We start from the raw sequence: 23069 nt of genomic DNA on the forward strand, positions 1-23069 counted from the left end.
AAGTCTTGCCTCTTGCTTCTTCCTTCTATTTACTCTTTTTTCGCACTGTGAAGTCCACATTCTTTATGGCTTGATTCCCACCACCATCTTCCGGCTCTGATATCTTCACCTGGGAAAATAGCTCTCGTACAAGGTGCACATCCAATACTTACGAAACCTTGTTTGTGCAATGCATTTTGAGGAACATTGTTTTCGGATAAATACGTTTCAACTTCTTCTAAAGTCCATTTTAGCAACGGATTGAATTTGATGATTTCGAAGTTTCCGTCATATTCAAACAAACTTAAATCGTGTCTGTTTTCTGATTGTTCTGCTCTTAAACCTGTAATCCAAACTGAGTTTCCTGCCAAAGCTTTTCTTAACGGAACCACTTTTCGAATAAAACAGCACTCTTTTCTGTTTTCAACCGAATCGTAAAAGCTATTGGGCCCTTTTGTTTTCAGAAGATTTTCTACTGAAGCAGCTTCTGGGAAAAAAACTTCGATTGGTCTTTTGTATTTTTTTAATGTTTTATGAAAAACATCGTAAGTTTCCTGAAATAATCTTCCAGTGTCTAAAGTAAATACCGTAATATCTGTATTACTTTTTGCAATAAAATCAGTAATTACCTGATCTTCCTGACCGAAAGATGTCGAAAAAATTACTTTTCCTGGAAACTCTTTTGATAAAAAAACTAAGGTTTCGTCAAGCGAAAGAGCTGCAGTTTTCTCTAATAATTCTTGTACAATAATCGCACTCATAATCTCTCCTTTCTAAAATTATCTTTTACAATAATTTAGATAATGTTTTTAAACTCAATATTATAATTAGAACTCCAACTGCAACCATCATTGGTTTTCTTTTGATTCTATTTACCAAATAAGCTGCTATTGGCGCTGAAATAACTCCTCCTAAAATCAATCCGATAATGATCTGCCAACCGTGAATTCCGCCAAAAAGCATGAAAGTAATTCCGCTTGCAAATGAAATGGCAAACTCGGCCGCATTCACAGAACCTATGGTATATTTCGGATTTCTTCCTCTTCCTAACAATGTTGAAGTCACAATTGGCCCCCAGCCTCCTCCTCCAACAGAATCCATGAAACCTCCAAACACTGCCAAAACTCCTAGTTTCTTAGTTTTCTTTTTAACAACACTTTTTCTCAAAGCTTTTCTGATAATTACAACTGCCAGAATAATCATGTAAACCGCAATAAAAGGCTTAATAATATCTCCGTCAATAACATCTGATAATAAATAAGCTCCTGTAATTGATCCTAAAACTCCTGGAATCAATAAATGTTTAACCAATTTTTTATTGATGTTTCCAAAACGGTGGTGCGAAAGCGCCGATGCTCCAGTTGTAAACATTTCTGAAACGTGAACTGCCGTACTGCTCAAAACTGGCGAAACTCCATAAGCCAATAAAAATGACGTAGAAGTTGCTCCATATCCCATCCCTAAAGCACCATCTACCAATTGAGCAAAAGCACCAATTAAAAAAAACGCTAAAAGATTTTCATCAAGCCCCTGAACAAAACCATCCCACGAAAATTCAGCGTGATGATTATAAATTAATGTAACTGCCAAACCTAACAATAAAACAACAGGTATTACAACCCACAATTTTTCCTTTAATAAAGAATCAGACTTTACTATCGTGTTGTTTAACTTAAGTTCATTTTCCATATTTTAAGAATTGTTTTTGTTCTTAAAAATCCATTACCCTATCGGCTTAGTAGATTACTTTGCAAAAGTACTATATATTTCGAAATATCAAAACAATATATTTACTTTTTTACATAAGCTATCCTCTTATAAACCAAGTTAAAAGAGATTTAAAAAAGAATTAGTGATTATTTTAACAAATTAAATGCTGCCTCTTACTATTTTAACAACATGTTCCAATTTTGTGATCCACAAAAATACACATTTAATCTCTACAAAATCTATAGGATAATTATAAAATTGTTATTATTTTAGCGGCAAATAATTTTTCATGGATTTTCAGATCGGTCTTGTAATAGCAGGTTTAGCAGTTGGTTTTATTGTTGGGTTAACAGGTGTTGGAGGAGGCTCTTTAATGACTCCTATTTTATTATATTTCGGCATTTCTCCAACAACCGCAGTAGGAACCGATTTACTATACGCTGCTTTTACCAAAGCTGGAGGAATATTTGTACACAATAAAAAAGGGAACATCAACTGGAAAATCACGGGCTGGCTGACTTTAGGTAGCGTTCCCGCCGCTTTAGTAACTTTATGGATTTTACATAGCATTAAAACCGACATAGAAACTATAAATAGGGTTATTAAGTATAGTTTAGGATGGGCTTTACTGTTTACTTCTATAGCGATTATATTCAAAAAGAAACTTTTAGTTTTTTCTCAAAAACATGCTGGAGATAAATTTCATAGTGAAAGCACTACACAAAACATGCTTACCATTGGAATTGGAGTTTTATTAGGAGCAACCGTAACTTTAACCTCTATTGGTGCTGGAGCATTAGGTACTGTGACTTTGTTTTTTCTTTATCCATTATTACCAACTCCTCGTTTAGTTGGAACCGAAATTGCACATGCTGTTCCTTTAACTTTAGTAGCTGGAATTGGCCATGCTTCTATGGGGAATTTAGATTTAGGATTATTGGGTCAATTATTAATGGGATCACTTCCTGGAATATACATGGGAAGTATGCTAAGCGGAAAAGTGCCAGATCAATTTCTAAGAAATGCAATCGCAGTAATGCTTTTCTTAGCTGGATACAAATTGATATTTTAATCGTCATAAACAAAACAAAAAAGACCATTTCAAATTTAGAAATGGTCTTTTGTTTTTATAAATTAAAGCATTTTCTAAAATGCAATGTCTGCCAAAGAATTACTTTCTAATATTTTAAGTGTATTATCACGAACTTCTGTCATTAAACGTCTAGCAGCACAAGTTGATTCATCATCGCAATCGTCACATCTTTCGTAAAAATTATGACTTGCACAAGGCAGTAACGCAATTGGACCTTCAAGAATTCGGTACACTTTTGCCATGCTGATATCTTTTGGATCTTTTATCAGATAATAACCTCCTCCTTTTCCTTTTTTAGCACCAAGGAAACCTGAGTTTCTTAACAGCAGTAAAATACTTTCTAAAAATTTTATCGAAATATGTTCGCTTTTCGCAATTTCAGCTATTTGTACCGGTTCATTATTCTCACGTCTGGCTAAATAAGTTAAAGCTTTAATTCCGTATTTTGTTTTCTTTGAAAGCACTAATGTAAAATTTTGATTGCAGAATTTAATTTCAAATCAAACTCTTGCAAATTATTGAATAACAAAAGTATGCTTTTTGTTTGAACTATCACAAAGAATAAAGTTAAATTCTACTAAATCTATCAGATTACTTCGTTAAGTTCATTTCAGACACACAAAAATAGGCTTTTTATATAAACCAGAAAAAAGACGATTTTCAACAGTAAAACTTACTATCAAAAATCGTCTTTATATATAGAAATCTAAAATCTTAAGTCTAAAATCTAAAATTTAAGAAAGTGCTTGTTTTAAATCTGCAATTACATCTTCAACAGTTTCCAAACCAACAGAAACACGAACCAAACCTTGTGTGATTCCAACTGCTAATTGATCTTCTTCAGATAATTTGCTATGTGTTGTTGAAGCCGGATGCGTAACAATTGTTCTTGTATCTCCAATATTAGCAGATAATGAGCAAAGTTGAATTGAGTTCAAGAATTTTCTTCCTGCTTCGATTCCGCCTTTAATTTCAAATGCGATGATGTTTCCACCAGCTTTCATTTGCTTTTTAGCAATTTCATATTGTGGATGCGATTTCAAGAACGGGTATTTTACACTGTTTACATTTGGATGGCTTTCTAAAAATTCAGCTACTTTTAGAGCATTTTCGCAGTGTCTATCAACACGAACTGCTAATGTTTCTAAACTTTTTGAAAGAACCCAAGCATTAAATGGTGATAAAGCTGGTCCTGTATTTCTAGAGAACAAATAAATCTGTCTGATTAACTCTGCATCTCCAACTGTTACTCCACCTAAAACGCGTCCTTGTCCATCAATTAATTTTGTTGCTGAATGGATAACCAAATGCGCTCCAAATTTAATTGGCTGTTGCAAATATGGTGTTGCAAAACAGTTGTCGATTATTAAAATCAAATTGTGGTTTTTAGCAATATTTCCTAACAATTCTAAGTCAATTACATCAACTCCTGGATTTGTTGGAGATTCGGCGTATAATATTTTGGTATTGGGCTTAATAAAGCTTTCGATTGTTTCTGGCTTATTAATTTCGAAATAAGAAGTTTCGATATTCCATTTTGGAAAATAAGTCATAAACAAAGCGTGAGTAGAACCAAAAACACTGCTTGCAGAAACAATATGATCTCCAGAATTTAACAAAGCTGCAAAAGTAGAATATACTGCCGCCATTCCTGTTGCAAAAGCATAACCAGACTCAGCCCCTTCCATTTTACAGATCTTATCTACAAACTCCGAAGTGTTTGGATTACTGAAACGGCTATAAATATTTCTTTCTTTTTCTTCTGTAAAAGAAGCCCTCATATCTTCAGCATCTTCAAAAACGAAGCTTGATGAAAGGTACAAAGGCACCGAATGTTCTAAATATTGTGATCTCTCTAATTGTGTTCTAATGGCTTGTGTTTCAAAACCAAATTCTTCTGTATTCATTGTGTGTTGTTTTTGTTTTTTTGTTTAAAGTTTAAAGTTTCAGGTTTTAAAAACTGAAATCTAAACTAAAACAAGTCAATTATTTATGCGCAATCTGAGCATTTTGTAATTATCTAATTGACTAATTATCTAATTTATAAAGCTTCGTTGTTCAAGACAACTTTGTATTTAATTGTTGCAGTCGGTTCAACTGTTTTGGCAACTGAACAGTATTTCTCGAAAGAAAGTTGTGCTGCTTTTTTGGCTTTTTCCGGGTTGATTTCTCCTTCTAAATAAAAAACCACATCTATTTCTTTGAAAGGTTTTGCTTCTTCGATTTGAACTCGTGTTCCTTCAACCTCAGCATTAAAAGAAGTGATTTCCTGACGCTGTTTTTTTAAGATCGAAATCATATCAATAGCGCTGCATCCAGCAACTCCCATTAATACCAATTCCATTGGGCTTGCACCTAAATCGCTTCCGCCAAATTCGGCTCTGCTGTCAACGTCAACTACGTGTCCTCGTTCATTTTTTACTTTAAAATGAAATGCGTCATTTACTCTGTTTAAACTTACTTTCATTGTGTTGTTATTTTTTTGTTTTTTAATTCTATTCAATTTTGTCATTTCGACTGAACTCAATTAGCTGCAAATCTTTAAATCTAAAATCTGCAATCTAAAATCATTTTTATCCTTTATCAGACAATCTCAAAATATCTCCGAAAACCCCTCTTGCTGTTACTGCAGAACCTGCACCGGCTCCCTGAATAACGATTGGACGATCTCCGTATGATTCTGTATAAATTTCGAAAAAAGAATCAGAACCTTTTAATCCGCCCAATGCAGTATCTTTTGGTACTGAAACCAATTTTACTTCTAGATTTCCTTTGTCATTCTGCAAATCTCCAGACAACTCACCTATATATCTCAAGACATGGTTTGGCTGTTGCTCTGCTTTTATTTTAGCATAAATTGGATCGAATTCTTTTAATTTCGTCAAGAAATCGGCAGCACTTCCTTCACGTAAGTGTTCTGGAATTAAATTCTGAATTGAGATTTCTTCAAACTCATTTTGCAAATCCAATTCTCTAGCTAAAATTAATAATTTTCTACCAACGTCATTTCCGCATAAATCCTCACGCGGATCTGGTTCTGTATATCCGTTATCAATTGCTTCTTGCAAGATTTCGCTAAAAGGAGCATCTTTCGCAGAAAAATTATTGAATAAATAACTTAATGTTCCAGAGAAAACTCCTTTAATTTTTGTGATATTTTCTCCCGAAAGGTGCAATAATTTAATCGTATCAATTAACGGTAATCCTGCCCCTACATTGGTTTCGTATAAGTAATTCTTTTGATTTTCTGCCAAAGCTTTTCTCAATTCTTTATAGAAACCGTACGTCAAAGTATTAGCTACTTTATTCGAAGAAATCAAATCGAAACTGCTTTCTACAAGCGGAATATAATTCTCAACGAAAGTCGCACTTGCTGTATTATCAATTGCAATTAAGTTCTCTAAATGATGTTCGTTTGCGTAAGTAATAATATCTTTAATCGTGTAAGCTTCGCCTTTTGTTTGAATATCGTTTTTCCAGTTATCTGTAACACCATATTTGTTTAAAAGCAACTTTTTAGAATTTGCGATAGCAAAAACATTCAGCTTAATATCTTTACGTTTTTCGATTGCTGCAGCCGATTCTAAAATTTGATTAATCAAAGTTCCTCCTACTAGTCCATGACCGAAAATAGCAATGTTGATCTTTTTCGAAACTCCAAAAATCTCTCCGTGAATTACATTTAAAGCTTTATTTAATTCTTCTTTTTTAACAACCAAACTCACGTTTTTTCCCGTTACGGTGTTGTTAAACAAAATCGGAACAATTTTATTTTTAATTAAAGCGGTGTATGGTTTATGGAAAGTACTCAAATCTTGTCCGATTATCGAAATTACCGATACATTATCTGTTACCGTAATCTGATTTACGTCTTTAGAATAGAAGTCATTTTCGAATTCTTTTTCTAATTCTACCATTGCAAGAGTAGCTTTTTCTGTTGCCACAACCAATCCGATTCCTCTTTCTGAAGAACCTTGCGAAATGATACTTACACTGATATTGTGATCTCCCATTACTTTAAAAATTCGAGCATCAACTCCTGCTTTTCCAAGTAATCCACGTCCTTCAAGATTTACAAGAGAGACATTTTCTAAAACAGAAAGCGTTTTAATTCCTTCTTTAGAAGAATCAGATGTAATTAAAGTTCCACGGTTTTCGTGGTTGAAAGTATTTAAAATACGAAGCGGAATATTCTTTTCTAACAAAGGAATAATTGTCTTCGCATGAAGAATCGTTGCACCAAAATTTGCCAGCTCATTTGCTTCATTGAAAGATAAATATTCAATCTTCTTAGCATCGGCAACCAAATCTGGGTTTGCTGTATAGATTCCGTCTACGTGCGTGAAGTTTTGTAATTCTTCTGCATTTAAATAATTTGCGATTAACGAAGCGGTATAGTTACTGCCATTTCTACCTAAAGTAGTTGTGTCGTTGTTGTTGTTTGAGCCAATGAAGCCTGTAACTATATTAACCGTTTCGCCGTTATGTTCTTTAAAATAATTGACTACGTTTTTCTTTGAAAGCTGTTCTAAAGGCTGAGCATCGCCAAATTTAGAATCTGTTTTCAACAAATCTCTTGTATCTACAAAATTGGCAGGAATTCCTTTTTCCAATAAAATTGCTGTCAATAATTTAGCCGAAAGCAATTCGCCTTTAGATAAAATCTGGTCTTTGATTTTTTTGCTGTAATCTCCAATTAAACTTACTCCTTCAAAAAGTTTGTCTAATACATTAAATTCTTCCGATAAATCAACATTCGGATAATCTGATATTTGATATTTTTTAAAATTCTCTAATAATTCCTTGTAACTGCCGTTTTTAGCAGCAATGCTCAAAATAAACTCTAATTCGTCTGTAGCATTTCCGCGTGCAGAAACCACAACGGCAATTTTTTCACCTTGACTTACTTTATCAGAAATGATTGAAACAACTTTGTTAAGTCCTTCTCCGTTTGCTAACGATTTACCTCCAAATTTTAATACTTTCATTTTATTTCTTTATTGTTTCTGCCTTAAAAATATCGGCAAGTAAATGATCTAATTGTTTGTACTCGATTAAAAAAGCGTCATGTCCGTGAACCGAATCAATTTCGCTATAGAAAACATTATCTTTAAATTTCTTCAATTCCTCGTAGGTTTCTACATTCTCCTTAGCTGTAAAAAACAAATCCGAATTGATTCCGACAATATGAATTGAAGCTTTTGTTTTAGACAATAAGTTTTCAAAACTTTCACTATTTCTAGTAATATCAATTGTTTTAAGCAACTGATTCATTAATTTATAAGAAGACAATTGGAATCTTTTCTGCAATTTTTTCCCGTGATGTGCAAGCCAGCTTTCAATATTAAAAATCAAAAGATCTTGGTTGATCGTACGCTGAAATTTTTCTTTGAAAGATTCTGGCGAACGGTAACAAAGCATTGCATGTATTCTGGCGTCTTCAATTGGTTTCGAAGAATTATTGAGAATTTGCTCTTGTAAAAAGCAATTTGCAATAAGCCAATCAGTAGATTTCCAATCACTCGCAATCGGAATAAGGTTTTCTGTAATATTTGGCGATAAAGCTAAAATTTCCCAAGCAATTCCACCTCCAACAGAACCTCCAATAACTGCAAAAAGCTTTTCGATATTTAGAGTTTTTACACCTTCGATAAAGATTTTGGCAATGTCTCTAGCCGTAAAATCTAAATAGTTGTCAATTAAAAAAGAATTGCTTCCGTTTCCTGGAATATCGAAAGCGAGAATGGTATAAACAGCACTATCAATAGTTTTACCTTCGCCAATTAAGTCATTCCACCAGCCATTTTCACCAGTAACTTGCGAATTTCCAGTTAAAGCATGATTAACCAAAACAATAGGCGCGCTGTGCAAAGGTTGCCCTGCCAGCGTAAAACTTAATGGTATAGAATGATAAGTTGCACCACTTTCTGTGATGAAATCTTGAATTATAATGGGATTTGGTATATTTTCCAATTTCAAATCTGTTGTATTATTGATTTGTATATGGAAATATTAGAAAGAAAAACTAGGTTTAACTAGAAAAAATCTTGTTGTTATCTTTCCACGTTTGGCGTGGTAGAATGTAGCACCTTCTTCGTTTTACCGAAGGGTTGCTAAGGCTTCATCGGGTCTAATCCCTCGTCCTTTCTTTATAACATTTCAATACGTGTTTGAACTTAACGAGTGCAAATTAACTACTAATTTCGCTAACAAACAAATTTTATCTAAAAGTGTTTGTTAAATTTCTGTGACATACTTTAGCAAAAACTATTATACGCAAAAATTTACCGAACAAAAATGCCCAGTAAAATTAAGCAGGTTTTCACCTAGTTTATGATGCTTTTCCGTTTAGATAAAAAGCGTTTCATTTTCTTTTGAATACATCAAAAACAATAAAGAGTTTGGTGCTTTTTTTGCAGCGCTTTTATCTTCCTCTGTGATTCCGAATCTTGGGTGAGCCAATTCGTTTGTTGGCGGCGGATTACTATTTTTTGTTCTTCTATTTTTAAATTTAGAAATTTTTTCTGCGAAGTAGTTCAATTTGCTCATGATATTAAGTTTTAGTTAAGTTGTGTTTTATAATCTTTATTTCTCGTTTATCTTTTTGTTAATTCGTTTTACCGAATAAAAAAACCCTTTTGGATTTTTAGATACCAAAAGGGTTTAAGTTTTTACACTCATGTATACTTTTAGTATCAACAGACGTATGCGCAAATAAGCGCGACAGTAAACATCTTGTTCATCTGTAAGGATTTATTCATCTGTGATTTATATTGTATTTTTAAATTTTGCATTTCTGTTAAATTAAAAAGCCTCCTAATATTTCTATCGGAGGCTCTTACTATATTGTTATTGTATTCTTACAATTTTTTTAAGCAATAGACACCCCAGCCTCGGTCTTAACCGAAATGGCACAAAACATTTTGTTGACTTTTAAGTTCATTTGATTTCTAGTAGTTTTTGGGTATAACAAATATGCAAATATTTTTTTTATTACACAAATAAAATTCAAGAATTTAATTACAAAATTCGTTGAAAATGTGTTTTTTAACGACAAAAAACATCTTACAAAAACGAAAACGAAATAACAAAGGTAAAAAACTTACAAAAAAGCTAATTTTTTCTTCATGACTCCATTTGACAAATCAATTTATCAAAGAACTTTTTTCTCTTTTTTCTTTTTTTTAACTAAAAAATTAAAGCCAAACAGCTTCTTTGCTCCTAATTCGCTCCGCAATTTTCAGAATATCGGTTATAATTCCTCTAGAAATCGCTTGTTTGCACGGCGGAGCACTTTGAATTACGATCGGAATATCGGCATAAGATTTAGTAAAAAATTCAAAAATGGCATCAGAACCTTTCAATTGTCCGATTGGAGAATCTACTGGTTCCGAAATCAACTTAACTTCCAAAATGCCTTTTTCAACATCAAATTCACCCACATATCTCAATACATGATTTTCTGCTTGAGTAATTTTGGTGATTTTAAAAGATTTATCGAGAGCGTCTTTGTTTAGCACTCCGTTTTTCTCCAAATGCTCTTCGGTTATAAATGGCTTGATTTTAATGTCTGAAAGCTCAAAATCTTTTCCTATTTCTCTGGCCAAGATCAAAAGTTTTCTTGCAGTATCATTTCCCGACAGATCTTCTTTAAAGTTTGACTTCATTAATCCTAAAAGACTCGCATCTTTTAAAACAGATGAAAACGAAACTTCTTCTGATGAAAATCGATTAAAAACATAACTTAGATTATCAGAGAAAACACCTCGGATTTTTGTGATTTTTTCGCCCGAATAGTACAAATCTCTTAAGGTTTGCAAAACGGGAATCCCAGTTTCAACAGAGGTTTCATACAGAAACTCTTTGCCATGCTTTTTAAGATCTGATCGTAGTTCTTTATATAAGTCAATTGGGAGCGTATTGGCTTTTTTGTTTACCGCTACAATATTGAATCCGTTTTTGATTAGCGTATTGTAATGCTTTACCAATTCATCACTGGCTGTTGCATCTACAGCAATCAAGTTTTCAAATTCGTTTTCTTGTGCAAATTCGACAATATCTTCTACTTTAAAAGGAACTGCCAATTGTCTAAAATTGGTTTCCCAAGCATAACCAACACCTTCTTTCTCAAAAAAAGCAACCGTCGAATTGGTTATTATGGGAAAATGAAAATCGACATTTTTGCTTTCAAGAAAAAACTCCTGACTTTCGACAATCTGATTAATCAAAGTACTTCCGATATTTCCAATTCCAAAAAGGATAATGTTTATTTTAAGCTTTGACATAATTTCTATTTTTAATTTTTGAAACCATATAAGAAATGTAAGTTCATTTAATATTCCAACGTTTATCAAGGTAGACGCACTGCAGTGTGTCTCTACGGTGCGTCTCTACAAAATGCACTTATATTCCTTATAGGGTTTAAATTTTATAAAGATGCTTTTCATAAAAAATTACCTTTAGCAAAACCACTCGCTAAAGGCAATTTTTCAAACAAAAAACAAAAAAACCTAATTTTTATTGATGCTGAATTGAGAAAGCGAAACGCTCTCAAAAACAGTTTGCAAATCAGCAATTAAATCTTCGATATCTTCAATTCCCACAGACAGACGAATCAAATCCTTAGAAACTCCTGTTTCTATTTGTTCTTCATCTGTTAATTGCTGGTGCGTAGTACTTGCCGGGTGAATAATCAGCGATTTTGTATCGCCAATATTGGCTAGCAGAGAGAATAATTTAGTATCATCAACCACTTTTTTAGCAGCATCAAAACCTCCTTTTAATCCGAAAGTGATAATACCGCTTTGTCCTTCTGGCAGATATTCTTTGGCCAGATCATTATATTTACTCGATTTTAAACCTGGATAATTTACCCAAACCACCTCATCTTGTTTTTCTAACCATTCGGCTAGAGCCAAAGCATTTTCACTATGTTTCTTAATTCGAATGGGAAGTGTTTCTAATCCCTGAATAATCTGAAAAGCATTAAATGGACTTAAAGCAGCACCAAAATCACGCAAACCTTCAATTCGAGCTTTTGCAATAAAAGCTGCATTTCCTAAAGCTTCATGATATACTAATCCGTGGTATCCTGCAGATGGTTCGGTAAATTCAGGAAATTTTCCGTTTGCCCAATCAAAGTTTCCAGAATCAATGATAACGCCTCCTAATGAAGTTCCGTTTCCTGCGATATATTTAGTTAAGGAATGAATTACAATATCGGCACCATATTTAATTGGATTCAACAAATAAGGTGTCGCAACTGTATTATCTACTATAAATGGCACTTTGAATGCTTTGGCTTCTGCCGAAATTGCTTTTAAGTCTAATACATCTAATTTTGGATTTCCAAGAGACTCCACAAAGAAAGCTCTTGTATTTTCTTTTGCTGCTTTGGTAAAATTTTCAGGTTTTGAAGGATCTACAAATGTGGTAGTAATTCCTAATCTTGGCAAGGTAACTTTTAATAGATTGTAAGTTCCTCCGTATAAACTATTTGAAGCAACAATATGATCTCCCGCTTTTAAGAGTGTCAATAAAGTTGTTGAAATTGCAGATGCTCCAGAAGCAGTTACGACAGCTCCAATTCCGCCTTCAAGAGCTGCCAGACGTTGTTCTAAAATATCATTTGTCGGATTATTTAATCTAGTGTAGATAAATCCAGCTTCGGCAAGACCAAATAAATTGGCAGCATGATCCGCGTTATTAAATACATATGAAGATGTCTGGTAAATAGGCACGGCTCTTGTTCCTGAATTTTTAGTAACGTCGTGACCTGCATGTAATGCGTTTGTTGCGAATTTTTGTGTACTCATGATTTCTTAGTTTTTTAGGTATTTTTAATACGTTTATATATTGTTATATGTAATTGATATTGATATTGCAATTGAAATTGCTATTGAATCTGAAATTGATTTAAGCCAAAATATCTTCAGCTTCTTCTTCAAGATCATATAGATGAAATAGTAATGATTTTTGCGTTTTTATCTGCTGTGCAGGATCATATTTTGGAGTTTCAGTTGATGCTTCTTCCGAATTATTATTTCTTAATAAGTATTGAAATGCGATTATATTTATATCTAGTGTATTCATGATTTAAAATTTAAAATTTTGGAAATAAAAAAGCCCTTTCGGATGGCGACCAAAAGGGCTTATAGTTTAACTATAACAAAGATTGTCTCTTTCACTTTTGGCAACAGCAAATTGGGATGCACATTTGCATCATCTCACAACACATCATATTTCTTTTTGCTATTGTTTTCATTTTGATTTAAAATTTGAATTTGACTATTTTTTAAATTCGACTAATTCGATAGAGTAAATGTAATAAGTATTTTTTTAACGACCAAATTAAAATTGAAATTTTATACTTTTTTTTTTTTAAAATCTCTTTCAAGCCTTTTAAATAAAGGCCTGAAAGAGCCTATTTTAATTAAAATTTAAAGCTTAAGCGGGCAAAACCAAATCTTCCGTTTAATCCGAATTGAGAAACTGCTCTTGAATAAGCAAACTGATTCGCATTTGTCAAATCTGTACTTGGCGCTGGCGACAAAGTTGGAGTTGTATTTGTAAAGGCAGGAGTTGCAGGATTATTTCTGTCCGGATAAACATCTCCTATATTATTCACTCCAATTGTAGCTCTTAAATGCTCGTTGATCTGATATCCTAAAGACAAATCGGTCACCAATTTTGCGCTGTATTCTGGATGTTCGTACACAGAAGAAAATCCGTCTAAATTAACATCTGTTGCTCCTGGATCTGTAACTTTTCCGAAATAGCTATTTCTTAAATAAATATCTAGTTTTTTAATGCTGAATGTTGTCATTAAGTTGGCTTTTACTTTCGGAATTGCTTCTTCCAAATACACTCGGCTTGATTCTGGGAAGAAAGAATAAATGTAAGGTTCTCCTCCTGCATTAACTATTGATTGCGGAATATGCAGATCTCCTACTCTTTTGGTTTCGTTGAAACTAAATGCAAAATCATTTTTAATGACAAAATCTTGAATTACATCGTATTTCTGAGAAATTACCAAATCAATTCCTTTTGTTTCAGAATCGATTCCGTTTGTCCAGAAAGAAGCTCTTTCTACACCCTTCAAATCAAATGCTTGCTGAAACAAAGTCAACGCCTCTGCCTGTTCTGGCGAAGTTGCAGCACCGATTTGTGCATCTGTAGGTCTAGAATATTGTCCAGACAGTACAATTCTGTCGTTGATTCTTGTAAAATAAGCATCAGTTGCAATGGTTATGTTAGCTTCAGGAATTTTGAATGTAAATCCTGTACTGATGCTTTTTGATTTTTCTGGTTTTAAACTTTCAATTCCAATACTTTTTGCTGCTTGTGAATCGTTGGTAAAATAACCCACTTGGTATGGAGAGCCGTTGATAAACTGAGTAGAGCTTGACTCAAAATATCTTTGCTGCAAAGAAGGCGCTCTAAAACCCGTTTGTCCAGAAATTCTCCAATTGATATTATCATTTAATTTTAAAAGAGAAGCTAGTTTGAATGTAACTGTATTTCCAAAATCTGAATAGTTTTCATAACGCGCAGCTCCATTTATAAGCCATTTTTCAGTGGCATTCAATTCTAAATCAACATAAGCGGCACCACTTTTTCTGTCTTTTTCTTTAGCATCAGAAGGCTGAAATCCTGAAAATCCTTGCGCTCCTGCTCCACGTTTGTTTCCGAAGAAGTCAGTTACAATTAATGGTGAATTGCTTGGCAGAATTCCTGAAACTAAATTTCCGTTTACATCATATAATCCGTAAGAAGCTTCTTCTCCTGCTTTAATTTGGTAGTTCTCATATCTGAATTCACCTCCAAAAGCAACGTTTAGCCCAGAAAGCACATCCAGTTTTTTACTAAAGTCCAAATTGGTAGTGCTCTGTAAAAACGAAACTTTTCCGGCATCAAAACTAAAAGGAGAATTGGTTCCTAAAGTCGCATTGATAGAATTATTCACATCATAGTTAAAAGAGTTTGTTCCTAAGTTGGTGCTTAAATCGGTATCAAACCCAAATAATTGTGTATTTACACCAACTGCTGCTGAAGCGTCTAAAATCTTTGATTCAATTTCTGGCAAGAATCCGTTTTGATACACTTGCGTGAAAGTACCAGAACCATTTGGCAATCTATTGAACGCATACGATTTACCTCCTCTATAAGAAACCCCTCCAAAAGAATATAAAGAAGTGGTTTCGCTCAAAGGATATTTAGCATTAAAATACAATTGTCCTGCAGCCAATTCTGACTGCCCAACACTCATATTATAATCACTTCTTTGCTGACCTCTGTAAGCCAATTCATTATTAGTTACGTCAAAATTTAAAGCCGTCTGCATTTGCGCAATTGTTGTTGCAGATGCAATAGCATTTTGTTGTGCTGTTGTAAAATAACCTACTTGCGGCGCATATTGTTTTAAAGAAGACAAAATCTGAGCCGAGTTTGCAGTTGTATTAATATTGCTAAACAAAGAGTTGATTTCTACTCCATTTTGCGCCGCTCTATTTTCAACGGCATTGTAAGCATTGAAAATTCCATTACTTCTTATTCCTGCTCTACTAGTTGCTTGTCTCGTCACCGCAGTTCCTGTAACATTTAAGAAACTTCCCGGTTTACCCAATGAAGTTCCGTAGTTTAAATCGATTTGGGCAGTTTGACCGTCTGCTCCTCCTTCAAAATTATTTGATCCCGAAGACAAATTGGCTCCATACTGAATTCCTCCTGTCAAATAATTAGCGTTTTTCTTTAGAACAATATTAATGACTCCCGCAATCGCATCAGAACCATATTGTGCGGCAGCTCCATCTCTTAAAACCTCTATTCTTTCTATGGCAAAAGACGGAATTGCATTTAAGTCTGTTCCTACAGATCCTCTTCCTGGCGATCCGTTTATGTTTACTAAAGCACTTGTATGTCTTCTTTTTCCGTTTACTAAAATTAAAACCTGATCTGGTCCTAATCCTCTTAATTGTGCAGGATCAACGTGGTCTGTTGCATCTGCTGTAGATGTTGGGTTACTCGTAAACGACGGCGCAACATAATTTAAAATTTGAGTTACACTCGTTTGCGGTGCCCCTTTTGTTATTTCTGATACGTTAAAAACATCAACCGGAACCGGCACATCTGTTTTAACTCTGTTTTTACTTCTTGATCCAATAATAGTAACTTCAGACAGTTCGTTGTTTTTTAAACTATCCTGCTCTTTTTTATTGTCCTGAGCATAAAGTCCTGAAAAAGTCACAAGACCTAAAACGATTAGTACATTTTTCTTCATTTCTTTTTTTACTGATTAATTATTGTTTTTGGCTTAAAAAAATCTTACAGGTTTATTTTTGGCATAAAAAAAACCTCTGCGGTTCGGCAGAGGTTCTATTTATATTTTATTGAAAAATAATTACAATAGCGTCTCTGCGGATAACTCCGGCATCTTACAAGACATCATATTGCAAACTGTAAATTTCATTTGTTTCTTTTGTTTTAACGGGGCAAAGTTGCAAACTATTTTTTAATCGACCAAACAAAAAACAAATTATTTTCCATTACCCTATCAAAATAGTATGTTATTGTTAAATTTCTGCTAGAAAAAATAAAAAAAGTTGAACTTTAATTTGCAAATCAAAATGGTTTCATACCTTTGCACCCGAAACAGAGGAAAAATTTGAACTGATTGCAACCTCTTCATAATGAAATGATTTCGTTATGAATGCTGAAAGATTCATTTCAGTAGTAAAAAATGCTAAAGCAGGAACTCTCCTTTAGCCCTTTTTAGCAATTACTTTCCCTGCTTAAATTTTTAAAAACTAATATTTTATTATTACATTATTATGGCTTATTTATTTACGTCAGAATCTGTTAGTGAAGGGCATCCAGACAAAGTTGCAGATCAAATTTCGGATGCATTAATCGATAACTTTTTGGCATTTGATGCTGATTCTAAAGTAGCATGTGAAACTTTAGTTACTACAGGTCAGGTTATTTTAGCAGGTGAAGTAAAGTCGAATACTTATCTTGATGTTCAGCAAATCGCTCGCGAAGTAATCCGTAAAATTGGATATACTAAAAGTGAGTATATGTTTGAAGCGAATTCTTGTGGAATTCTTTCAGCTATTCATGAGCAATCTGCAGATATTAACCAAGGTGTTGACAGAGCTAAGCCAGAAGAGCAAGGTGCAGGTGACCAAGGAATGATGTTTGGTTACGCTACAAACGAAACTGAAAACTTCATGCCATTGGCATTAGATTTATCTCATAAATTATTACAAGAGTTAGCTATTTTAAGACGTGAAAACAAAGAAATCACGTATTTACGTCCAGATGCTAAATCTCAAGTAACTTTAGAATATAGCGACGATAACAAACCAACTCGTATTGATGCGATTGTAATTTCAACTCAACACGATGATTTTGATGAAGAAGCTACAATGTTGGCTAAAATCAAAAAAGACATTATCGAAATTTTGATTCCAAGAATTATCGCTAAAAACCCAGAGCACGCTCACTTATTTAACGATAAAATTAACTACCATATTAACCCAACAGGAAAATTCGTTATTGGAGGACCTCACGGAGATACTGGTTTAACAGGAAGAAAAATCATTGTTGATACTTACGGTGGAAAAGGTGCTCACGGTGGTGGTGCGTTCTCTGGAAAAGATCCAAGTAAAGTTGATAGAAGTGCTGCTTATGCAACTCGTCATATCGCTAAAAACTTAGTTGCTGCTGGTGTTGCTGACGAAATCTTAGTTCAGGTTTCTTATGCAATTGGAGTTGCTGAACCAATGGGAATTTTCATTGAAACTTACGGAACTTCTAAAGTAAACTTAACTAACGGTGAAATCGCTAAAAAAGTAGAAGCTATCTTCGATATGCGTCCTTACTTTATCGAGCAACGTTTAAAATTAAGAAACCCTATTTATAGCGAAACTGCTGCTTACGGACACATGGGACGTAAACCAGAAACGGTTACTAAAACTTTCTCTGCTCCAGGTGGAAATGAAAAAACGGTTACTGTTGAGTTGTTTACATGGGAAAAACTTGATTTTGTTGACCAAGTAAAAGCTGCATTCGGATTGTAATTCAGATCTATAGACTAACTTAGATTGTTAGACATTATAGATTACTAAACATAAAAAAGCCGATTTCTAATTCTAGAAATCGGCTTTTATTTTATATACTGATAATTCTTTATTAATACGTTCCGTTGCTCATTTTAGTTAAAACTTCTTTCATTTGATTCGCAGTTTCTTCATCCATATCACTAGTCATAAATTTTACTGCTAAAACTTGCGTTTCGATAGCTTTGTCTTTTTGTCCGTCTTTATAATACAATTGCGCTAAAGTGTCTAAGTAATACGGATTGTTTTTAGAGATCACCAAACTATATTCAGACCATTTAATAGCATCTTTAATAAAGTTTGAATTTTGTGGCTTTAATACAACTGTCCATGCCGCATTGTTACAGATGTCTGAATGGTAAAGTTTGAATGAATTCCATCCATCATAAGAATAGCTTGAACTAGAATCTAATCCCGAAAAGATTGCATCTAATTTTTCAATCGGACTTGCTCCTGCCAAAGTATTATCAAAATAAGTGTTGAACTCTTTTAAATAAGTTGTGTTTGAACCGTCTTGATCTTCAAGCTGGCCTAAATAATAAAAATAGTTTCTGTACGAATCGAAATTCCCTTTTCCTGAAGCAATAATCTTTTTATAAATAGAATTGATCTTTTCTTTATTCATCTCTCCAGAAACTCCATCTTGAGCAAGATATAGGTTTTGCTGCAATGCATCTGAAACTTCAGAAACCACATTTCCAATCGTATGAAGTTCTCCTTGTTTGCTATTAAAATCTGCACGATTACGTTCAATATCTTCTGAGTGATTAAGCAAATAATCGATTGCTAAGAAATCGGTATCATTTAGAATTCTATCTGTACTAAAAAGCTGTTTTGTAAATCCTTGGTTTTTGATTTCTTTAATAATCGTTTCTACCAAATACATATTGGCAACTTTATCTTTTTGATGCGCTTCAATCAACTTTTTCCAAGTTTGAGCCACCTCTTTTTGGTTTAAAGCCGTTTTTGTAATTACAAATTCAGTCGAATTAGGATCGTTTACCGTATAATCTGAATCATAATCATAAGATGTTTCTAATAAGGCTGCCTTATTAAAAGCTGCAATTAAATCTGAGTGTGAAGCTTTTTTGTTCTTTAAAACTTTATCTACAGAAAGAAATGCATTTGCTCTCTGAAGTTTTCTATAGAAATCTCCATAATAACTAAATTGATATTGTTGCGTAGTTAAATCTGATTTTGCAACAGCTAGCAGATCACCACTTCCATTTAAAATAATTACACTTTGGTCGCTAGCAATTTTATTGTTTTTAAGCCATTTTTTGTCATCGGCTCCAGCAAAATAATAATTGTAGATATCATAAAGAGCATTATAAGAATCGTACATATTATATCCCGTCTGGGTTTCCTGCTCTTTTACAAAAGCATCAAAATTTTCTTTTGCAGTCTTATCCTTATTGTCAACTACAACAACCAAAAACTTGTTATTTGCCGTTTTTGTAGATTCTATTGCCTTTTTTAGATTGTTTTCAACTTTTAATTTAAAATCATATTTGATATAGGCTGGCGGAGGAATTGTCGCATCAACGGCGGCAGCATCTACTATTACAGCGGCACTATCCACAGCTACTCCAGAACCAAAATCATCGTTTATTAAAGTATTTTCTTTTCCTGGATACGTCCAATTTTTTATGGTTTGATTTTCTATAGGAACAACTGTTGGAGCTTTAGCAGGTTTCTCCTCTTTTTCATTTATAAATACCAAAGGATCTTTTCCGTATTGATCAGAAATTTTCAATTCTTTTGTTCTTTTATCAAAAGATCCAATAAGATTTAAATCGCTTAAAACTGCCAAATCATAATTGATCGTCACTTCCGAAACATCTTTTGGCAATGCATATTTACTCACATCGCTTTTTCCGTCGTAATCTTCGTAAACCAAATAAAGGAAGTCGGTTTTCTCAATTTCAAAATCTAAATCTGTTTTGATATAATCAGGATCTACTTTCGTTTTTATATCAGAAAGTCTCTCGTATTGAACCGATTCTGCTCCTTTTTGGGTTCCAATGTAAAAAGAATAATACGATGGATTCAAGAATTTAATCTTAACTTTTTTTGCCTTTTTATCTTTAGCAAAAGCAAGATCAAATCTATTTGTTTTATTTTCAGTGCTTTTTAAAAAAACTAGCGAATCGCCTTTAATCTCGTAACCTCCCGAATAAAAAACCAATTCGTATTTATTATCCTCTAATAAATTTAACTTAATCTTTCCTCCTTTATTTGTAGATAAATAAGTTCCTTTTTCGATGCCATTTGTTTGAGAGAAAGAGATAGAAATTCCAGCAAACAGGAGCGATACACTCCAAATAAAATTGCGCATGATTACGTTTTTTGTCGTTAATACTATATCGCAAAGATATTTGATTCTTCATTAAACAAATCACAAAAACCACAATATTGGCACCAAAAATACTACAAATTGTATTTCATCGAAAATATGATGTAACGCGGCTGAACCGTATATTGAGAAACTCGAGTCGAGAACTGAGAAAAGCTGTCGTCGTTAAGATAAGTCGTGTTTAACAGGTTGGTTGCCGAAACTTTATATTCCCATTTGCTATTCTTTTTTTGATAAACCAAACTCGCGCTTAAGAAATCATATTCATTATCGACCGTTTTATCTCCATTATAATAATGATAGAATTCGTATTCCGAAACAAAAGAAAAACTATCCAAGAAATAATAATCTAATCTTGCAAATGGCTTGTCGGTGTAAAAAGTTGAACCACTGTATTTGTTAACCAAAAGATTATAACCAAATTCTATATTGGGAAGATTTTTATAATTTGTTGAAGCTTTGACGGTATAACTTTGACTGAAACTTTCTGTGGTTGACAATTGGTCATTTTGAATGTTATTGAATTTCGACCAATTAAAACTAGCATTAACAGAAGCTTTATAATTCTTTAAAAACGAACGCCCGTAATTTCCCATTCCTGTAAAAGTTTCATCGGCCAAATTGGAATTGTAAGGAACAGAAGACTGATTAATTCCGTCAAAATTGGCTTTTGTTTTAATCGCGTCCACTTTTCTGGTATAGGTGGCATTGGCAAAAATGTTCTCAAAATTGAACATATTATATTTAAAATATCGAAGCGAATGTACTTGCGAAGTCGCATTTTCTAAGAAACGATTTCCGCGAAACAAACTGCTGTAATCTGACAAAACATAACCCGAAGCCAATTGATTAATATCGGTAAAATCGTTTGTCAATGAGAAATTATAGGTAAGTGTTTCCGATTTTTTGATTTGATATAAGGCAAAGAAATCAGGAAGGACCTTTACGAAATTCTGAGAATAATCGGTTCCAAATTGCCCATTTGTCATTTGATACGTATGCAAACTCACTCCAGGCGTTAATGTAAATTTTCCTGTTAGAATTTTATAATGAAAACCTAAAAAAGCATCATTAAAACTGTAATCAACATCATTGTTATTTTCGGCATCATTCAAATCATTTTTATCCCCATTATCTAAAATTTGAAAAATATGAGAATTGAAATTCTGATACGAATATGTATTTCCTACCGTAATATTGATGTTACTTTTTGGCGTTACCATATAATAGTAATCCAATTTGGTATCCAATTTATTGGTTTTTACAAAACGATCTTGATTCAAGTCGTTTCGATTTTGTCCCGAAATATATCCTGATAAATCAAAAGGCTGTGTTCTTAAATTGGCATTGTAAAACGGATTTTCGTCTTGATATAAATGTTGCATTTCAAAAGCAAAAATATTTTTACTGCTTTGCGTATAATACAAACTCAGATTTTGATTGATAGAAGTTGGATCTTGTTTCTTTTGAGTTAAAATAGTTTCAACTGCCGAAACATTATCAACAACCGATTCACGAAGCAAGTCTGTATCTTCATTCTGTTTTGATAATTTGGTCAGGATATCATAATCAAACTGAAATTTATCATTTGGCTTGTAAGTCGAGCTCAGTTTAAAAAGTCCCAAATTATTCTTTTGATGCGTCAATTCATCCCGTTTCTGCTGATCTCCAGAATCTAAAATCGTGGTTTGAGATTTCGTTTCCAAATCTGTTTTTGAAGTTGAAAGAATTCCAAAACCGCTTATATTCCAAGCTTTATTTACAGAATAAGCAAAGTTTGTTGCGCCAAATTTGGTTTCGATTTCTTTAGCGCGATTATTTCGAAGCAATGAAATTCCTAGATCATTTGAAGAAACATTAAAACTGCTTCCCCCCTTTTTCATCATATTTTTAAATCCGCCCGTAAACTTAAAATAATCTTGTGCAGTAAGTGGCAATTCTCCAATATTATTAAAATTAGTGATTAAATTAATGCTGTATTTTGGACTGTAATAGAATAATTTCGGATTAATAATATAGCGACTATCCAATTCTGCAACTCCAATTCCAGCAGTCACATCTCCAAACCAAAAATTCTTTTTTCCTTCTTTTAATTTGATATTCATTGCCACATTATCTTGATCGTTTTCTAGACCTTTAAGTGCGCTTACTTCATTGTAATTTCGTAAAACCTGAACCTTATCAATAGCATCGGCCGGAATATTTTTAACGCCTAGTTTTGTATCTCCGTCAAAAAAATCTTTTCCTTCCACCATCAATTTACTGACTTTTTTTCCTTCAACTTCAATTTCACCATCGGCATTTACCTCAACTCCAGGCAATTTCTTCAGAACATCTTCGAGCTTTTTTTCTGTTCCCGATTTAAAAGAATCTGCATTGTAAACAATTGTATCGCCTTTTATAGAAACAGGCATTTCTCGAACAATTTCTACACCTTCCAATTCGATTCCAGCACCATCCATTACAATATTTTGAGTCATGTTCTCAGCCTTTGTAACTACAGCTATTTCCTTAGATTTCATTCCCAAATAACTTAATTTAATAGTGTAAGCTGTATTCGGTTTTAAAGTAAGCTGGAACTTTCCTTTATCATTGGTGATTCCGTATGAATCCATTGCTTTGGTGCCATTGTTAATCGCCATGATATTGGCCATTTCCAACGGATTTTTCTGTTCGTCTTGAATCAAACCATCAAAACGGATACTTTGAGCAAAAGAAAAAGAAGTAAAAAGTAAGGCAAATAAAAAAAGTGTCTTATTCATTATAAGAATATTGGAAGTTTGGACCCGAGCGATAGCGAACAGGCGTAGCA

16 protein-coding genes and 1 riboswitch are annotated in these 23069 nt (G+C 33.3%); of the genes, 2 read left to right on the plus strand and 14 right to left on the minus strand.

Features of this window, described 5'->3' with window-relative positions:
- Window positions 1–29 precede the first annotated feature (29 nt).
- Both SOM12_RS10595 and SOM12_RS10600 read right to left on the minus strand, forming a co-directional pair.
- On the minus strand, window positions 30–740 hold the full coding sequence (locus tag SOM12_RS10595) for a phosphoadenylyl-sulfate reductase (protein ID WP_095928066.1): 711 nt from the start codon (window positions 738–740) through the stop codon (window positions 30–32).
- A 25-nt stretch (window positions 741–765) separates the two neighbouring features.
- Complete coding sequence (locus SOM12_RS10600; RefSeq protein WP_095928067.1) at window positions 766–1668, minus strand: sulfite exporter TauE/SafE family protein; 903 nt, start codon at window positions 1666–1668, stop codon at window positions 766–768.
- Between the two features lie 310 nt (window positions 1669–1978).
- Between SOM12_RS10600 and SOM12_RS10605 the strand changes: the two genes are divergently transcribed.
- The gene (locus SOM12_RS10605; RefSeq protein ID WP_095928068.1) at window positions 1979–2761 is read left to right on the plus strand and encodes a sulfite exporter TauE/SafE family protein; all 783 of its coding nucleotides are present in this window, start codon (window positions 1979–1981) and stop codon (window positions 2759–2761) included.
- Window positions 2762–2835: 74 nt separating this feature from the next.
- Here the strand turns inward: SOM12_RS10605 and SOM12_RS10610 are convergent, their stop codons facing one another.
- The 10 genes from SOM12_RS10610 to SOM12_RS10655 form a co-directional block, all read right to left on the minus strand.
- Window positions 2836–3246 carry an RrF2 family transcriptional regulator gene (locus tag SOM12_RS10610; protein ID WP_008466594.1) on the minus strand — a complete coding sequence of 137 codons (411 nt, stop codon included), beginning with the start codon at window positions 3244–3246 and terminating at the stop codon, window positions 2836–2838.
- Between the two features lie 270 nt (window positions 3247–3516).
- The gene (locus tag SOM12_RS10615; protein WP_320493406.1) at window positions 3517–4689 is read right to left on the minus strand and encodes a trans-sulfuration enzyme family protein; all 1173 of its coding nucleotides are present in this window, start codon (window positions 4687–4689) and stop codon (window positions 3517–3519) included.
- A gap of 134 nt (window positions 4690–4823) precedes the next feature.
- Complete coding sequence (locus tag SOM12_RS10620; RefSeq protein WP_095928071.1) at window positions 4824–5249, minus strand: OsmC family protein; 426 nt, start codon at window positions 5247–5249, stop codon at window positions 4824–4826.
- Between the two features lie 106 nt (window positions 5250–5355).
- Complete coding sequence (gene thrA / locus SOM12_RS10625; protein ID WP_320493407.1) at window positions 5356–7770, minus strand: bifunctional aspartate kinase/homoserine dehydrogenase I; 2415 nt, start codon at window positions 7768–7770, stop codon at window positions 5356–5358.
- Between the two features lies 1 nt (window position 7771).
- Window positions 7772–8755 (minus strand): alpha/beta fold hydrolase, encoded by a 984-nt coding sequence (locus tag SOM12_RS10630; RefSeq protein ID WP_253251753.1) that lies wholly within the window; start codon window positions 8753–8755, stop codon window positions 7772–7774.
- Window positions 8756–8832: 77 nt separating this feature from the next.
- Window positions 8833–8940: riboswitch (SAM riboswitch) on the minus strand.
- Between the two features lie 190 nt (window positions 8941–9130).
- The gene (locus SOM12_RS10635; protein WP_095928075.1) at window positions 9131–9331 is read right to left on the minus strand and encodes a hypothetical protein; all 201 of its coding nucleotides are present in this window, start codon (window positions 9329–9331) and stop codon (window positions 9131–9133) included.
- Window positions 9332–9978: 647 nt separating this feature from the next.
- The gene (locus tag SOM12_RS10640; protein WP_320493408.1) at window positions 9979–11067 is read right to left on the minus strand and encodes an aspartate kinase; all 1089 of its coding nucleotides are present in this window, start codon (window positions 11065–11067) and stop codon (window positions 9979–9981) included.
- Between the two features lie 225 nt (window positions 11068–11292).
- On the minus strand, window positions 11293–12597 hold the full coding sequence (locus SOM12_RS10645) for an O-acetylhomoserine aminocarboxypropyltransferase/cysteine synthase family protein (protein WP_320493409.1): 1305 nt from the start codon (window positions 12595–12597) through the stop codon (window positions 11293–11295).
- A gap of 100 nt (window positions 12598–12697) precedes the next feature.
- Window positions 12698–12874 carry a hypothetical protein gene (locus SOM12_RS10650; RefSeq protein WP_320493410.1) on the minus strand — a complete coding sequence of 59 codons (177 nt, stop codon included), beginning with the start codon at window positions 12872–12874 and terminating at the stop codon, window positions 12698–12700.
- A 340-nt stretch (window positions 12875–13214) separates the two neighbouring features.
- The gene (locus SOM12_RS10655; protein ID WP_320493411.1) at window positions 13215–16061 is read right to left on the minus strand and encodes a TonB-dependent receptor plug domain-containing protein; all 2847 of its coding nucleotides are present in this window, start codon (window positions 16059–16061) and stop codon (window positions 13215–13217) included.
- 550 nt (window positions 16062–16611) lie between these two features.
- Here SOM12_RS10655 and metK point away from each other — a divergent pair.
- Window positions 16612–17862, plus strand: coding sequence for a methionine adenosyltransferase (gene metK / locus SOM12_RS10660; RefSeq protein ID WP_035645622.1), 1251 nt, complete (start codon window positions 16612–16614; stop codon window positions 17860–17862).
- A 112-nt stretch (window positions 17863–17974) separates the two neighbouring features.
- On the opposite strand, the gene SOM12_RS10665 is transcribed toward metK, so the two are convergent.
- Both SOM12_RS10665 and SOM12_RS10670 read right to left on the minus strand, forming a co-directional pair.
- Complete coding sequence (locus SOM12_RS10665; protein ID WP_320493412.1) at window positions 17975–20239, minus strand: hypothetical protein; 2265 nt, start codon at window positions 20237–20239, stop codon at window positions 17975–17977.
- Window positions 20240–20331: 92 nt separating this feature from the next.
- Window positions 20332–23019, minus strand: coding sequence for a carboxypeptidase-like regulatory domain-containing protein (locus SOM12_RS10670; RefSeq protein ID WP_320493413.1), 2688 nt, complete (start codon window positions 23017–23019; stop codon window positions 20332–20334).
- Window positions 23020–23069 lie beyond the last annotated feature (50 nt).

The sequence above is a fragment of the Flavobacterium sp. CFBP9031 genome (genome assembly GCF_034044945.1).
GTDB lineage: Bacteria > Bacteroidota > Bacteroidia > Flavobacteriales > Flavobacteriaceae > Flavobacterium.